Source organism: Caballeronia concitans, from assembly GCF_001544615.1.
Taxonomy (GTDB): domain Bacteria; phylum Pseudomonadota; class Gammaproteobacteria; order Burkholderiales; family Burkholderiaceae; genus Caballeronia; species Caballeronia concitans.
This window is the reverse complement of sequence record NZ_FCNV02000007.1, coordinates 238,116-253,930: the sequence shown is the minus strand read 5'-3', so window position 1 is coordinate 253,930 and position 15,815 is coordinate 238,116. Positions and strand designations below refer to the sequence as shown.

General features: G+C 61.1%; 11 protein-coding genes and 1 pseudogene. 6 read left to right on the top strand and 6 right to left on the bottom strand.

Annotation, left to right across the window (positions count from 1 at the left end):
• Window positions 1-1,087, bottom strand: a pseudogene (locus AWB72_RS29460) (IS3 family transposase); the annotation flags it as partial.
• Between the two features lie 64 nt (window positions 1,088-1,151).
• On the opposite strand from AWB72_RS29460, the gene tnpA reads away from it, so the two are divergent.
• The 5 genes from tnpA (at window position 1,152) to dctA (ending at window position 6,043) form a co-directional block, all read left to right on the top strand.
• Window positions 1,152-1,625, top strand: a complete 474-nt coding sequence (gene tnpA, locus AWB72_RS18025) for an IS66-like element accessory protein TnpA (protein ID WP_040049295.1) — start codon at window positions 1,152-1,154, stop codon at window positions 1,623-1,625.
• Entirely contained in the window at window positions 1,594-1,956 is a 363-nt protein-coding gene (gene tnpB / locus AWB72_RS18020; protein WP_143754641.1) for an IS66 family insertion sequence element accessory protein TnpB, read from the top strand. Before tnpA ends, tnpB begins: the two co-directional genes overlap by 32 nt.
• 33 nt (window positions 1,957-1,989) lie before the next feature.
• Window positions 1,990-3,546 (top strand): IS66 family transposase, encoded by a 1,557-nt coding sequence (gene tnpC / locus AWB72_RS18015; protein ID WP_040049297.1) that lies wholly within the window; start codon window positions 1,990-1,992, stop codon window positions 3,544-3,546.
• A gap of 224 nt (window positions 3,547-3,770) precedes the next feature.
• Window positions 3,771-4,736, top strand: a complete 966-nt coding sequence (locus AWB72_RS18010) for a LysR family transcriptional regulator (protein ID WP_040049215.1) — start codon at window positions 3,771-3,773, stop codon at window positions 4,734-4,736.
• Window positions 4,733-6,043: a C4-dicarboxylate transporter DctA gene (dctA, locus tag AWB72_RS18005; RefSeq protein WP_040049214.1), complete on the top strand. Its 1,311-nt coding sequence runs from the start codon at window positions 4,733-4,735 to the stop codon at window positions 6,041-6,043. Before AWB72_RS18010 ends, dctA begins: the two co-directional genes overlap by 4 nt.
• A 14-nt stretch (window positions 6,044-6,057) precedes the next feature.
• Here dctA and AWB72_RS18000 read toward each other — a convergent pair whose 3' ends face one another.
• From AWB72_RS18000 to AWB72_RS17980, 5 genes are all read right to left on the bottom strand, one after another.
• Window positions 6,058-6,840 (bottom strand): substrate-binding domain-containing protein, encoded by a 783-nt coding sequence (locus AWB72_RS18000; RefSeq protein ID WP_040049213.1) that lies wholly within the window; start codon window positions 6,838-6,840, stop codon window positions 6,058-6,060.
• Window positions 6,841-6,890: 50 nt separating this feature from the next.
• The gene (locus AWB72_RS17995; RefSeq protein WP_040049212.1) at window positions 6,891-8,189 is read right to left on the bottom strand and encodes an MFS transporter; all 1,299 of its coding nucleotides are present in this window, start codon (window positions 8,187-8,189) and stop codon (window positions 6,891-6,893) included.
• Between the two features lie 196 nt (window positions 8,190-8,385).
• On the bottom strand, window positions 8,386-11,085 hold the full coding sequence (locus AWB72_RS17990) for a CoA-binding protein (RefSeq protein WP_040049211.1): 2,700 nt from the start codon (window positions 11,083-11,085) through the stop codon (window positions 8,386-8,388).
• Between the two features lie 11 nt (window positions 11,086-11,096).
• A complete protein-coding gene (locus AWB72_RS17985; RefSeq protein WP_040049210.1) occupies window positions 11,097-12,395 on the bottom strand; it encodes an ATP citrate lyase citrate-binding domain-containing protein in 1,299 nt (432 codons plus the stop codon).
• Between the two features lie 894 nt (window positions 12,396-13,289).
• Window positions 13,290-14,195 carry a LysR family transcriptional regulator gene (locus AWB72_RS17980; protein ID WP_040049209.1) on the bottom strand — a complete coding sequence of 302 codons (906 nt, stop codon included), beginning with the start codon at window positions 14,193-14,195 and terminating at the stop codon, window positions 13,290-13,292.
• Window positions 14,196-14,393: 198 nt separating this feature from the next.
• On the opposite strand from AWB72_RS17980, the gene AWB72_RS17975 reads away from it, so the two are divergent.
• The gene (locus AWB72_RS17975) at window positions 14,394-15,794 is read left to right on the top strand and encodes an MFS transporter (RefSeq protein WP_040049267.1); all 1,401 of its coding nucleotides are present in this window, start codon (window positions 14,394-14,396) and stop codon (window positions 15,792-15,794) included.
• Window positions 15,795-15,815 lie beyond the last annotated feature (21 nt).

The following is a 15,815-nucleotide window of genomic DNA, read 5'->3' as shown; positions in this document are numbered from 1 at the left end:
TTGAATCCGCCTTGCCAGCCTTGATCCGAATGCAGGATCGGCTTGTCGCGGGGTCCCAGTTTCGCGAAGGCCTTGTTCAGCATCGTGTTGACCATGTCGAATAGCGGGCGTCGTGCCATTTCGTAGGCAATGATCTCGCCGTTGTAAAGGTCAAGGACCGGAGAAAGATAGAGTTTCTCGCCGCCGACGTTGAACTCGGTCACGTCCGTCACCCACTTCCTGTTAGGACGTGTCGCATCAAATTTTCGCTTCAGCACGTTGGGAGCTATCTTGCCGACATTCCCTTTGAACGACTTGTACTTCTTCGGTCGAATGCACGACTTGAGGGACAGCTCGCCCATAAGACGCTGTATCGTTTTGTGGTTGATTCTGTCGCCCTGACGCCGAACAGCTGCCGTGATCCGACGGTACCCGTAGCGACCCTTGTGCTGCTCAAAGAGCGTACGGATGCGGTCTTTCAAGCTCGCGTATTTGTCCCTCGCCTGCAGAACCTTCTGCTGGTAATAAAACGTGCTACGCGCCAAACCTGCCACCTTGAGGAGGTCCGCGAGCGGGTAACGCTGCCTTAGTTCAAGCACGATTTGCGCTTTTTCTGCCGCGCCGTTTTCGCATGCGCTTGAACCAAGGCGCCTAGCTTTTTTAGGTAGGCATTCTCCGTGCGAAGTTGGTGCACCTCTGCAAGCAACTCCTCGCGGCTGCAATGCTCGCTGGACGACGGGCTGACCTTTACAACTGGTTTCTTTCGCACAGTTCTGGGAGACGAAGAGTTGACACTGACGCCATCATACTGGAGCTTCCAATCCCTCACGGCATTGAAGTTCCGAACGTTGAACAATGCTGCGGCCTGACGGTCGGACAGGCCTTCCTTTTGCATTCTTAGAACTACCTTCAGCTTAAATTCAGGGCTGTAGCGCGTCCCTGATCTTTTGCGTGCGAGCCCGGATGCGCCATGTGATCGGTAGATCGCCGCCCACCTACGTAGCGACGACACCTCTACGCCATGCCTTGCGGCTACCCGTATAAGACCGTCGTGACCGGAGCAATAATCTTCCGTTGCAGCTAACTTCTTCTTCTCGCTGTATCGCATGAAAGCACCTCAAAATGATGTCCAACTTTTGGGGTGCAGTTCATCGAATCAGTGGACACCTTTCATGACAGAAGAGCACTCAGAAACGACCGGGTTGAAGGTCGTCAACGTTGGTCGGGACGGCAAGCGCAGATATGATCGGCAAACCAAACAGAAGTTGGTGGAAGCGTGTCTTGAGCCGGGCGCTTCGGTCGCCGGACTCGCACTCAAGCATGGAGTCAACGCCAACTTGCTACGCAAGTGGATCAAGCTGCATCAGCAGCGACTGGCTGGCACGTCCCTAAAGCCGGCGCCGACTGGCACCGCTTTCGTTCCGGTAGTCGAAGTCGATAGTCACGAAGCGGTGGTTGCGCCCGCATCCACGAAGGCACACCGCCACACCCCCGCAGCAAGGACGTCATCGCCCACTTCGGCGCGGTTGATGGTGCAGATGCCCAACGGCGTCACACTCCGGTTTGAATGCACCGACAATGACGCGCCGTTGCTATCGGCCATGATCGAGACGCTTGGACGGTGCGATGTTCCGCCTGGACGATGAACTGAAAGTCTATGTGCATCGTGACGCCGTTGACTTCCGCAAGAGCATCAACGGTCTCGCAGCCATCGTCGAGCAGTCAATGAAGCTCGATCCATTCGCGCGTGCGGTTTATGTGTTCAGCAATCAGCGGCGCGACCGCATCAAGATGCTGCTGTGGGACCGTAACGGCTTCTGGCTTCTCATGAAACGCCTCGAGCAGGACCGCTTCGTATGGCCGCGCAAGGAAGCGGTGCTCATGCTGCGAACAGAGCAACTTCACTGGCTACTGGACGGCATCGACATCGAAGCGATGCGCGCGCATCCGAGGCGTTATTATCAGCGCGTGACCTGAAACGAGAACCGGCATCGCTGGTCTAATTCAGCGATGCCGCCATCATCCTCTTCTTCTACCGACGAACTGCAGGCGCTGCGCGCAGAACTCGCTGCCATGAAGGGCGAGTTGCGTGTGGTGACAGTCGAACGCGATTTGTTGCGCGAGAGACTTAAGGCCTATCAGCGGCAGTTGTTTGCTTCCAGGAGCGAAGTGCGCGGTGCTGAGCAACGCGACCTCTTCCTGAACGAAGCAGAAGCGCTCGCAACGGGATGCGAGCCGGCGCAACAGGCCGAAACTGAACAGAGCGTCGAAGTCGGCGCGCATGAACGCAGGAAGCGTGGGCGCAAACCGTTAGACCCGATGCTGCCTCGCGAGGTCGTGCGCCATGAGTTGCCCGAATCAGAACGCGTCTGCGCACACGATGGCCACGCACTGGTCGAGATCGGCGCCGAGATCAGCGAGCAACTCGATATCGTGCCGCAGCAGGTTCGCGTCATTCAGCACCAGCGAATCAAATACGCATGCCCTTGCTGCGACCTTAGCATCAAGGTGACGCCGGCACCTTCGCGCATCATCCCGAAGGGCTTACTCACTGAATCAGCGCTTGCATGGGTGGTTGTGAGTAAGTTTGCTGACGCGCTGCCGCTGTACCGGATCGCCGCGTTGCTGCACCGTTTCGGTGGCGATCTCTCACGCGGCACGCTGGCAGCAAGCGTAGTGCGCGTCGGCATGGCAGTGCAGCCGCTGATTAACCTGATGCGCGACCACCTGCTCGAGGCCGACATCGTCTACGGCGATGAAACGACGGTTCAGGTACTAAAAGAGCCGGGCCGTGCTGCACAACGCAAGAGCTACATGTGGGCGCAGATGAACGGTACCGGACCACCAGTGCGAATGTTCAGCTACAGTCCCACGCGCAGCGCGGCGCAGGCCGCCGTGCTCTATGCAGGCATCAAACCCGGAGCGGTATTGATGAGCGACGGCTACGAGCCGTACAACGAAATCGCCCGAACAAACCAGCTAGTGCACCTCGGATGTTGGGCGCACGCGCGACGTTACCTGATTGAGGCCGAAGAGGACCTCCCAAAGGTACAGCGCGGCGGCAATCATCCGGTGAGCGAATTCATTCGCCTGATCGGCCAGCTGTTTGCCGTTGAGGCACGATCCGAACACATGACGCCGGAGCAGCGCCAGCAACTCAGACAGGCCAGAAGTCAGCCAGTTCTTGATCAGATCGAGGCGCTGCTATCGCGTCATCTGAACACGGTGTTGCCGCAAAGCGGGTTCGGCAAAGCGCTTCAATATCTGCGAGGCCAATGGCCCAAGCTGGTTCGCTACGTCGGCAACGGAGCGTGGCCCATCTCGAACAACCCGTGTGAGAACGCGATCAGACCGTTTACGGTCGGACGCCGGAACTGGCTCTTTAGTGACAGCGTCGCCGGCGCAAACGCCGCCGCCAACCTGTATTCGCTCGTGCAAACCTGCAAAGCCAACAGCATTGAGCCGTACCAATACCTCATCGCGTTGTTCAAAGGTCTGCCGCACGCGCACACCGCCGACGACTACGAGGCTTTGCTGCCCTGGCGACTGAATCCAACCATAGCCTGACGTATGTCGCATGGCAGTGCGCAAGGGACGCCGTCTAATGCGCGCTTACCTTCCATCTCTCCGTTTGAAGCCATTCTCTCAAGTTCTTCTGGTCCGAGAATCGTCAGGAAGGTCACCCCCACCGTCGCCCTCTTCCGATCAGGATCGCGACCCCATCCACAGAAATAGGCGCGCCTCTGTGCGTCATGCACAATATCGGCATCTAAGAACGCGGAGAATGGCCCGTGGGCGTCAACTTCGACCTCAACGACTTGCAGGCATTCAGAGCCGTGGTGGAACTGGGCAGCTTTCGAAAGGCAGCCGAGGCGGTGAACATATCCCAGCCAGCCTTGAGCCGCCGGATCGAAAAGCTGGAGGAAGCGCTCGGCGTACGTCTCTTCGAACGCACCACGCGCAGCGTGACGCTCACGACTGTCGGCCGGGCATTCGCGCCGAGCGCGGAGCAGTTGCTGGACGATCTCGATGTCGCCCTGCTCGGCATCCGCGATGTCTCATCGAGCCGATTGGGTCATGTAACCATTGCCTGTGTGCCATCCGTGGCCTACTACTTTCTGCCAAGCGCGGTTGCGAGCTTCCATCGCCGTTTTCCGCGCATCAGGGTGAAATTGCTCGATGCGAGCGCGAACGAGGTGCTCTCCGCCGTCATCAGCGGCGAGGCCGATTTCGGTGTCAGCTTCATGGGAAGCCAGGAGTCCGAGGTCGACTTCAAAGTGCTGCTGCAGGAGCAGTTCGTTGCGGCTTGCCGTCGTGACCACCCGCTCGCGCGCAAGAAACGCGTGACCTGGAACGAGCTCTACGAGCACGAATACGTTTCCGTGGACAAGACGTCAGGCAATCGTCTGTTGCTCGATCAGGCTCTTTCGGCTGTGTCGCCGCGCGCACCGAGCGTGTGCGAAACACGTCACGTCACGACCATGCTTGGCCTGGTGGAAGCGGGCCTTGGCGTCGCCGCCGTACCGTCGATGGCCATGCCCGGACGCAATCACCACATCCTCACGAGTGTGCCGCTGGTCGACCCCGTCGTGAAGCGACGGGTGGGGATCGTGAGGCGCCGCGGACGCACGCTGACGCCGACCGCGCAGGAGTTTCATCAAACGATTCTCGATATGAGAGGCGATGTCAGGAGCAGCGGCACATCAACCGACGACGTAGCTCGGAAAGCGCGCCCGAGCAGGAAGCCCGCATCGTGAGGGTGGCGAGAACGCTTCGTCTGCTCTATGTGCAGGTCGTGCTGGGCATGTTGCTCGGCATGGCACTCGGGCACTTCTGGCCGCAAGCCGGCTCGCTTCTCAAGCCTGTCAGCGACGGCTTTGTCGGCCTCGTAAGGATGATGATTACGCCGATCGTCTTCTGCACGATCGTCTCCGGGGTCACGTCTGTCGCGAGCGGAAAGGCCATCGGTCGCGTAATCTTCCGGGCGTTGGGACTCTTTTATTTTCTGACTGCCGTGGCGCTCGCGCTGGGACTCGTCACGGCATTTACAATGCGGCCCGGCGCGGGCATGCATATCGACGCCCGAAGTCTCGATACGACGATCTTCGCGCAGTATGTGAAGCAGGCGCATCCGGATGGCTTCGTCGCCTTCGCACTGAACGTCATCCCCGAAACGATGCTTGGCGCCTTCGAGAAGGGCGAGGTGCTGCCGGTGCTGCTGCTCTCGCTGCTATTCGGCTTCGCACTGAATCTGCATCCGGGTGCAGGCCGGCCTGTACTCGCGCTCATCGATGGCATCGCCCAGGCGCTGTTTCGCATTCTCGCGATGATCATGCGGCTCGCGCCGCTCGGCGCATTCGGCGCGATGGCTTTCACGGTGGGCCGCTTCGGGATTCGCTCGGTCGGCTCACTCGGCATGTTGATGGTGTCGTTCTATGTGGCATGCGTGCTGTTCGTGGCACTCGTCCTTGCTCCGCTCGCGCGCTTGCACGGCTTCGCCCTTTGGCGGCTCTTGCGTTATCTGCGCGAGGAATTGCTGATCGTCCTGGCGACTTCGTCGACGGAACCGGTGTTGCCGCGCCTGATCACGAAGCTGGAAATGCTCGGCTGCGACAAGGGTGTCGTGGGACTCGTGTTGCCCGCAGGCTATTCGTTCAATCTCGACGGCACCGCGATCTACCTGACGCTTGCTTCGATGTTCATCGCGCAGGCCTGCGACGTCTCGCTCTCCGCGTCGCAGATCGCGATGATGCTCGCGGTCATGCTGCTTACGTCCAAAGGAGCGGCCGGCGTGTCCGGGAGCGGCCTCGTGGCGCTCGTCGCGACGCTGACGGTGATTCCCGATCTCCCCGTCGCGGGCGTGGCGCTACTGGTGGGCATCGACCGCTTCATGTCCGAAGCACGCGCCCTCACGAGCGTGATCAGCAACGCGTGCGCGGTGATCTTCGTTTCGATGTGGGAAGGCGCCTGCGATCGCGCGCGTCTCGTCCGGATGCTGCGCGCGCCGACGCCGGGCGACGCCGACGGCGCAGAGGACCATGCGAGCAGTACCTCGAGAAGTTGACGGAGAAGGCTGCATCAATGCGCGGCGACGCTATCGAGCCCCGTCGATTTCACATCTGCCTGAACGCCGGGCGATGCCAGATAGTCGAGGAGCGCCTTCGCTTCCTTCGGATGCTGTGCGCTCACGGGAATGCCGGCGGCAAAACGCGTGACGGACTGCAGGGATTCCGGAATCTTTCCGACGAAGGTCGCGCCCTTGACCGGCAGCAACTCGCTCACCTGCTGAAAGCCGATCTCGTAATCGCCGTTCGCGACGACCGAGGCCACCGGTATGCGCGGGATCATCTTCGCCTTGGGCTTCACCTGATTCTCTATGCCGAGCTTCGTGAACAGTTCCCGCTCGATATAGACACCGCTCGCGCTGTCCGAGTAGGCGATCGACTTCGCATGCAGCAGAGTCTGCCGGAGGCCTTCCTCCGAGCTGATGTCGGGCTTCGCCGCACCGTCGCGCACGACCATGCCGATGCGCGAATCCGCCAGTTCCACGCGCGATCCGGGCACGACCTTGCCTTGCTTGATCAGCTCGTCTAGCGCATAACCGACCATGATGACGGCGTCGGCCGGCTCGCCCCGTTCGAGGCGGTTGGGAATGGCTTCGGGCGATTTGCCCATCGACGGACCGAGCGCGGTGTCGAGCGTGTTGCCCGTCTCGGACGCGAATCTCGGACCCAGCACCTTGTACGCCGCGGTAAAGCCGCCCGAGCTCATGACGTGCAGGTCGGCGGCCTGCACGCTGGACGCAGCGGCCGAAGTTGCGATGAGCGCCGCCGCGCATAGTTTCGGAAACAGATTTTTCATGATCGGAGTTGGGTGGGATTCAATAGACGCTTGGCGCAACGAGCGACGCGTCAGTGCGCCGGAGTCAGCGTTCCTGCGCGCCGGCGATAGAGCGCGAACGTCGCCAGAAGCGCGCAGCCAGCGGCGAAGCTCATCCAGTATCCGGGCGCGGCCTTGTCGCCGGTCATGTGAATGAGCGCCGTCGAGATTGCCGGCGTGAAGCCGCCGAACACCGCCGTCGCAAGGCTGTAAGCAAGCGAAAAACCCGCCACGCGCACCTGAACCGGCATGACCTCGGTCAGCGCGACGACCATCGCGCCGTTATACATGCCGTACATGAACGAGAGCCAAAGCAGCACGAGCAGCATGTTGATGAAGCTCGGCGCGTGGGCGAGTATCGACAGCGCGGGGTATGCGGTTGCGATAGCGAGCAGCGTCATGCCGACGAGCAGCGGCCTGCGGCCGATCTTGTCCGAGAGCGCCCCGCCGACCGGCAACCACACGAAGTTCGACACGGCTACACACAAGGTCACGAGCAGACTGTCCGCCGTGCTCAGATGCAGGACCGTCTTTCCGAAAGTCGGCGCGTAGACCGTGATGAGATAGAAGCTCGCGGTAGTCATCGCCACCAGCATCATGCCGGCGATCACGACGGTCCAGTTCTCGACCAGCGTGCGGAACACTTCCTTCATGCTCGGGCGATGCTGGCGTGCCTTGAATTCCTGCGTTTCTTCCAGATTGCGACGCAGCATGAAGATGAACGGCACGATCATGCAGCCGACGAAGAACGGCACGCGCCAGCCCCAGCTCGCGATGGCCGTGGCGTCGAGGGATTGATTGAGCGCGAAGCCAAGCGCGGCGGCCACGACGATCGCGACCTGCTGGCTCGCGGACTGCCAGCTCGTGAAGAAGCCCTTGCGGCCGGGCGTGGCCATCTCGGCGAGATAGACCGACACGCCACCCAGTTCGGCGCCTGCGGAGAATCCCTGCAACAGACGTCCGACGAGCACGAGCGCGGGTGCCAGAAGACCGATCGCCGCATAGCCCGGCACGAATGCGATCAGGATGGTGCCGCTCGCCATGATGGAAAGCGTGACGATCAGGCCCTTGCGGCGGCCGACATCGTCGATGTAGGCGCCGAGCACGATCGCGCCCAGCGGACGCATCAGGAATCCGGCGCCGAAGACCGCGAACGTCATCATCAGCGAAGCGAATTCACTCGATGCCGGAAAGAACACGCCGGCGATTTGCGTCGCGTAGAAACCGAACAGAAAGAAGTCGAACTGCTCCAGGAAGTTGCCGGCCGTTACGCGGAAAACCGCCGCGGCCTTTGAATGTCCCGGCGAAAGGGTGGAAGGTGAGGGATGCATCGATGTGTCTCCTGAAGTCCCGAATTTGCGGTCTGTCCGCTCTTGTCTTTCGGGAATGATGGCTTGTCGCCATCAAAAAGATAAGTGCAATGTTCTCAACGATTGATGTTCGCTCGTTATCAATCGTTCGATACCGTCGGCAAAGGCCGGGCGCTACGGTGAATCAGCGCCCGGCCGGGCTCGCGGATCCAGGCATTCAGGCCACGAAACGGCACTGTGTCGCGGGCGTGCGCGTGTCCATGTTTCGACCGCGGTTCAGGTGATCGTCGATTTCCGCGGCGCAACCGAGCATGCGCGGATACAGAAAGATCGTGAACGCAGCGGTTTCGAGATCGGCCTCGCTGAATGCGCCGCGTTTGAGCGGCTGCCACAGCATTTTCAGCAGCAGCGCGGCGATCACGGCATCGACATTGACGCAGTAGACGCTGCGCGAGACGCCCGCGTCGAACAAGGCCTGCACCAGCGCGCGGTAGTACGCATGAAACGCGTTGTACTCGCCTCGCGCCTCGTACAGCTCGGCGATGAACACCTCGCGCGGATCGTGATTCACCGGCTTGTCCTTGAAAACCGGGTGATTGACGCCCGGCAGCTTGGCGATGTCGAGGCTGCCGGCCTGCTTCTGGCTCGCCTTGTATCGCGCGTAATGCTCGACGGAACGGCGCGCGAGCGCTTCGAGATCGACGCCGTGATGCGGGTCGGCGGGATCGTCGAGGGCGCTGTCGCGAAACGCATCGTTGAGAAACGCGATGCCTTCGTAGCCGTTGCCGCCGTGCGTATAGCCGGTGTGCGTCAGAAAGCCCGTCAACGCCTTGTTCAGTTGCACGCGTTCGGGTGACTCGGGGCCATCGGCGGATACGGCACCCTTCGCGCCTTGCGCCGAGATCGCACCCGGTCCGTTCGTGAGCAGCAATCCGGTCAGCGTCCTGAAAGCGAACAGGTCGTCGGCGGACGGTTCGAGGCCGAGCAGCGCCGCGAACGCAATCTCCGTCAGCGAGCGCTCGCCGAGCAACGCGGAGGTGGAAATGTCGCAGAAGCTGTCGGGACGATGGCGCGATGCGTCCGCCGAAGCGCCGATCAACGTGCCGAACAGCGTCGTCCACCACGGCAGGCTCTCCGCCGTCAGACGCGAGATGCGCTTGCGCATGAGCGGGCCCCAGGCGAGTGTCGTCGTGATCGCCGCGAGCACGGCGTCCGCACGCGGATGGCCCGGGCCGCCGGCAATCCATCGTACAAAGACGGAACTCACGCCACGGGCGGCGAGGCCGGCGAGCATGGCTTCGGCCTTCTGATCCGGTTCCTCGGAGAACAGTGCCGCGCTACCTTCGGTGTGGATGGCGTCGATGTCGAAATCGCGATCGAATGCGTCGACGAGTTTAGCTGCGGCGAACCGGTCGATCATCAGCTTCGCCGCCTCCCTCGCCGCGCGCTGGCGATTCGGCCCGACGATGGCAGCAGCAGCGGCGAGCACGGCATTGGGGGCATTGCCCGCCTCGCGCGCTGCCTGCGCCGCCGCCAGTTCGGGCGTCCCGTACAGGTTCACCGCCGCGCCGACCGCGACGTCGATCAGTTTCTCGTCGTTCGCGCCGCCGAACTCGCGCAACAGCGCGAGGCATACGTTCGCTTCGAAGGAATGCGTCGCCGCGTCGAGCATCGATACGCCGTGCAGGCTGCTCACCTGGGTCTTCGCATCCATCTGCGAGGCGCCCGATGCATCCTTCAACGCCTGCCGCGGCGGGATTGCGCCGATCTGGTCGTTCACCCGCGCGACTTGTTCGTCATAGGGCGCGACAGCTTTCACGACTGCAAGCGCGAGATCGTCGGGCAATTCGAGCCCCTGATCGGAGCCGAACCAGGGCTTGAGGGCAAGGCTGCCTTCGGGCTCGAAGTCGGGCATCGTGGCGTTCGCCCGCATCACCGCCGTGAGCGCGGCGGGAATATGCGCGATGTTCGTCACCACCGCACCCTTCGCCGAGCAGCATGGATCGCCGGGCGTGAAGAGCCGTTCGACGCCGAATTTCTCCATGAACCAGCGCTCCTTCGCGAGCGCATCGTCGGCACCGCCCGCCATCGCGCCGGCATGTCCCACCGCGCGCGTCAGACGGCTTTTCCAGCGGCCCACCACGCACGCCACCACGGGCTTCGTGAAGTCCGCATCGGCCTCGTAATAGCCGCCGGGCTCGCAGTACAGCACGGCCGCCTTGCTGCGCGCATCGTTTGCAAGCGCGAAGGCGAATTCCGGCGCGGCATAGTGGATGTAGACGTCCTTCCCGCTGGAAATGACCGTCGAAGTCCCCCAGCCGCTCATGCGCAGGTATTGCGCAATCGTGGTGCTGAAGCCGCCGGAGTTCGAGAAGATAGCGATCGATCCTTGGCGCAAGGTCGCGCCCGGATCGTCGCCGCCGAGCGCGCCGCCGATGCGCACGCGTTGCCACGAGTCCGCGACGCCCAGCCCGTTCGCGCCGAAGATGTCGATGCCCGCCTGCTGACCCATCGCGCGGATCTCACGGGCGTCGTGCACGGCGATCTTTTCCGTGATGATGAAGATCTTACGCAAATCCGGGTTCACGCGGATCAGCTCAGCCACGCCGTCGCGCGCGGCCGAAGGCGGCAGGTAGACGACGCCGCAGTTGAATCGATGCCCGGCTTCCAGACCCTCTCGCACGTTGTTGAAGACGGGAATGTCGCCCGCGGACGTCGCGAGCACCTGTCCGCCTTTGCCGGGCGCGGTGCCGAAGACGACATTCGCGCCCGAGAAGGCGTGACTCACGGGCGTCACGTCCGATGATTCGCCGCCAAGGATGTTGAGCACGCAGACGCGATCTTCGCGCGTGGCGATGTCCGCCAGCGACTGGATTCCGACGAAGTATTTGAAGTGACTGTTGCCTTGCTTGTGCATGTTCGATCTCCTCAAGCCGATGTCGTTTGCGATTGCGCGTCGCGCGCGCCGATGCGCGCCGCGATCTGTGCGCGTCCACCCGATTGCATCCACACATCGGCATGGCGCGCGTACTGAATGACTTCGCTGATGTCGGAGTCGAAACCGAAGAGGCGATAAGGCAGGCCGAGCGAATCGCAGGTGTCGCGCAGTGCGGACATGCCGCGCACGAGGTTCGGGCCGCCGCGTCCGAGGACGACATAGAGCGGCGTCGGACCGTGCTCGCTGAAGTGCTCGCGCAGCGCATCGGCCATGGCGCGCAGCGTTTCGTAGATGTCGGTATTGTTCGACTTGCCGCCGATGATGAAGAGCACGTTCGACTGCTTCAGCCAGTGCCGGAAGCAGATGCGCGCCACTTCCTTCATCTTTTCATACGGAGGATTGCCGCCGAAGTCCGACGAGATGATCGCCGCGTCGCCGAGCATTTCCGTGACGAGCGAGTTCGCGCCGCCGCCGAAGGTGGGCGCGAGGATCGTTCCCTTGTCGTTGATCACGTAGACATCGCTTTGCCCCTGGTGGGTGCGAAGCTGATTGATCTCCTGCTCGAAATCCGAGTAATCGGCGGCGAACAGATGCGCAGGCAAACCGAGCCGCGAGAAGCGTGGATCGTCGCGATCGAAGCCGCACTTGAAGTCGCATGCCACGGGCGTGAGGCGTCCCTTCTTGTCCTCGCGCATGCGGATCGGGTTGAGCTCGAGCGTCGTCATGCCGAAGTCGTGGAAGAGCTCCCAGAGCTTCGGCAACTGCTGCACGAGCGGCGAGATGATTTCACGCGGCGCGCCGATTTCGCTGAGCGCATTCGCGACAACGAAGGCCTTCAATCCGGTGAGCGCATCGAACGGCACCATCGCGACGTGCTTAGGATCGACTTCCTCGATATCCATGCCGCCCATATGCGAGAGCGTCATCGTCGGCGCGCGGAAACGCGTGGAATCGGTGATCGAAAAATAGACTTCGTGCTTGGCGGGCACGCCGGCTTCGAAGGTCACGCCGTTTGCTTTCGCTTTCACGTGTCCCACTGCGTGCTCGGCGAAATACAGCCGTTCCTTCTCCGCCAGTGCCGTCTTGAGATCAGTCGCGCGGCCGAGCAGGCCGGCTTTGCCTTTCTTGCCCACACCGCCCTTGAACACCGGCTTGATGAATATCTGACCATGTCTGTCGATCAGCGACTTGATCTCTTCTTCGCTGGCGCCCGGCCCTAGAACTTCGCTGGACGGAAAGCCGACGAATTGCAACAGGCGCGTGCCGTGCAACATTCCGGTGATCTGCATGTGACGTGTCTCCTGGATTTGAGCAATGACGACTGAAGCGGATACTGAGGGTCCATCGACTCGCTGCGGCAGGCGTGAGATGCACCGCTGCCGTGGACGCGCTCGAAAGCGGCGGCAGGATTCAACTAGCGAGGTGGGTTACGCGAGATATGCGTCGATGACTCTTGGCGGCAGCCGCGAACGGGCGTGCACTGGGATGCAGCGAAACGCTGTTCTGCGCTTCGTGCCTGTCTCCGACGCGTTCTCTTTTATGAACGTCTTGAGACCAGATATTTGCGCAAGAAAGTCCAAACAAGAAGTGCAATTTTCCGAAGCATTGATGTTCAAACGTTATCAATGCCGAAAAAGGTTCCCCGACTTTACGACGAGTCGGTCGCTAACGCTTCGCATGCGGGCGGCATCACTGCGTATTTCGTACTCTTCAGGTTTCTTTCGACATAATGGCGCGTGGAAAGAACGCTCTGTCTTGAATTCCGGAAGCGAAAGCGTGCGGCATTAATCTTCGTGACGTCGCTTTTCAGGACGAGTGCCCGCAACTTGACATAGAACGTCGGCGCGGGAGCGATGCGTCGTTGCGACCTGTTGCTGACGGTCGGACCGTCGTTATTCCACATACCGAGGCTTCAGCTACGGGCCGTTCTCGCCGCTTGCCAACATTCGCCATCCGAAGCCGATGCGGCTAGAGCGGGCCGCTTGATTGTAGTCGCGACTCGGCGCAGTCGAACGCCGTCCTTCCCGACCGACGACTGAGCCTCGATGGACACGTTGCCGCCCGCCGATCCTGGCACCAGTTGAACATACGTTTCCGACGGCTTACCGTGAATCAATAGCTGAAATCACGAAATCCGCCTGCGTTAAAACTTATTCGTTAATGCTCATGCCGCCGCCGGGCGCCTAGTTCCTCTCCAGGAAGAGGTCTGCCACAACGGAGCGAAGCCACCGATTGCCTGCCTCGTGGTGGTACTTCGCGTGCCAGTGCTGCCGCACAGCGAATTTGTCGACCGAGAAAGGGCACGAATGTACCGCGATATCATTTACTCGAGCCAACGTCTCGCCAATGTTTCGCGGCAACGTGGAGATCAGGTCGGTCGATGCGATGATCGATCCCAGCCCAAGCATGCCCGGAAGCTCAAGCACAACGTCACGTTCAATGTTTTCGCGTAGCAAGGCTTGTTCAAGCAACTGCGCTCCCGTGCCGGCAGCGACAATCACGTGCCCCTCGTTACAGTACTGTTTCACGCTCAGCCTGCTGCGCACGCGCGGGTGATTTCGATTGGCCAGGCACACCCAATCCTGCATGTATAGCTGTTGCTGATACATCCCGCCGCCGAGCCAAGGAACGTGTCCGATCGCAAGATCGGCTTCACCCGACTCCAGCGCCCTCTCCGTGTTCCCGTCGATCCGCGCGGCTTCCAGCCGAATACCGGGTGCTTCGGCGCGGACGTGAGCCAGCATTCTCGGCAAGAGCGTGATGTGGCTGGCGTCTGTCATGCAGATGCGAAAGCGGCGCTTGGCCGTACTCGGATCAAACGAAATCTCCCATGCAGCAAACCGCCGAAGCGATTCGAGAATTTGTCGGCACGGACCTATTAGCGCGTCCGCCTGCGGTGTCGGCGTCATGCCGCCCGGCGTGCGTACAAATAGCGGGTCCTGCAGATGTTCACGCAGACGCCCCAGCCAGATGCTGATGGTCGGTTGGCTTTGCCCGAGCTGCTCGGCTGCCCGCGTGACGCTGCGAACGTCATATAGCAAGTCGAAAAGCTGAAGGAGTTTGAGATCAGGAAGTTCGGATGTGCTCACGGCATATTGTCCATCGCAATGACGCCATTGTATCCATTGCATTGCGTCCGCTGATGCATCCCCGTATCTTGGATCTGGGAGTCCGTATCAGGATGCCTCACGAGAGATGCAGCCGTCGACGCTGCTCCGAACCGTTTGATTCAGGAGACGTTCATGGAAAACAGATTGCCGTCGCAAGGCGGCCCGAGCGACGGGCTCATGGATGAGAGAGCCCGAAAACAGGCAAGAAAGGCCAGAGCGAGCGGCTGGATTGGTTCCGCGCTCGAGTATTACGACTTCTTCATCTACGCGCAGGCAGCGGCACTGATCTTCCCTCAGATTTTCTTCCCTAAAGGCGATCCGAAGATTGCAATTGTGGCGTCGCTGGCGACCTACGGCGTCGGCTATGTCGCGCGTCCGATCGGCGCGTTCGTGCTCGGGCATTGGGGCGACACGCACGGCCGAAAGACCGTGCTGCTGATCTGCATGTTCCTGATGGGCGTCTCGACGATGGCCGTCGGTCTGCTGCCCACGTATCAATCAGTGGGAATGCTGGCGCCGGCATTACTCGTGATTCTGCGTCTGATTCAAGGTTTTGCAGTCGCAGGCGAGATATCAGGCGCCAGTTCGATGATCATGGAGCAGGCACCGTTCGGCAGACGCGGATACTTCGCGAGCTTCACGCTGCAAGGCGTGCAAGCGGGCCAGATTCTCGCTGCTGCCGTCTTCTTGCCCCTTTCGTACTACATGTCCCAAGACGCGTTCGTCGCGTGGGGATGGCGCATCCCCTTCCTGCTTAGCGCGCTCGTTCTCGTGGCAGGCTTCATCATCCGTCGTGAGGTGGACGAGACGGCTGCGTTCGCCAAGGAAGACGCGAGCGGTCAGGTCGCCCGCGCGCCGATTCTCGAAGCGTTCAGGTTCAGCTGGCCCGACATGCTTCGCGTCGTCTGCATGGCGTTCATGAACGTCATTCCGGTAGTCGCCACAGTGTTCGGCGCGGCTTACGCGGTGCAGCCTTCTTACGGCATCAACTTCCACGCGAGTGTGTATCTGTGGATTCCAGTGGTCGGAAACATCGTGGCGGTGCTTGTCATCCCGTACGTCGGAAATTTGTCGGACCGCATTGGACGGAGAATCCCGATGATCTTCGGCGCACTCTCATCCGGGCTCTTGTCATTTGCATACTTATATGCCATCAGCATTCACAATCTGCCGATCGCTTTTGTGATGTCGATACTCATGTGGGGCGTTGTCTATCAAGGCTATAACGCTGTCTTTCCGGGCTACTATCCCGAACTCTTTCCGACGCGCTTCCGCGTCTCGGCGATGGCGATCGCACAGAACATCGGGACGACCATCACTGCACTGCTGCCGGCGCTCTTCGCAGCGGTCGCGCCTCCGGGGTCGCACAACGTGCCTATGATGATCGGCTCACTCACGCTCGGTGTCACCATCGTGTCGGCTTTGGCTGCATGGAGCGCGAGAGAAACGTACCGCCTGCGCCTCGACGATCTCGGCAAGAAAAACGCTGTGCCGATTCCAAAGCAACAGTACGAGCAACTCCGGGAGGAATCGTTAGGCGAAGCGAGACTCGCGGCGGCTTCCATGCAGGCCCGATAACGACTGCTGCGGTCGGGCACT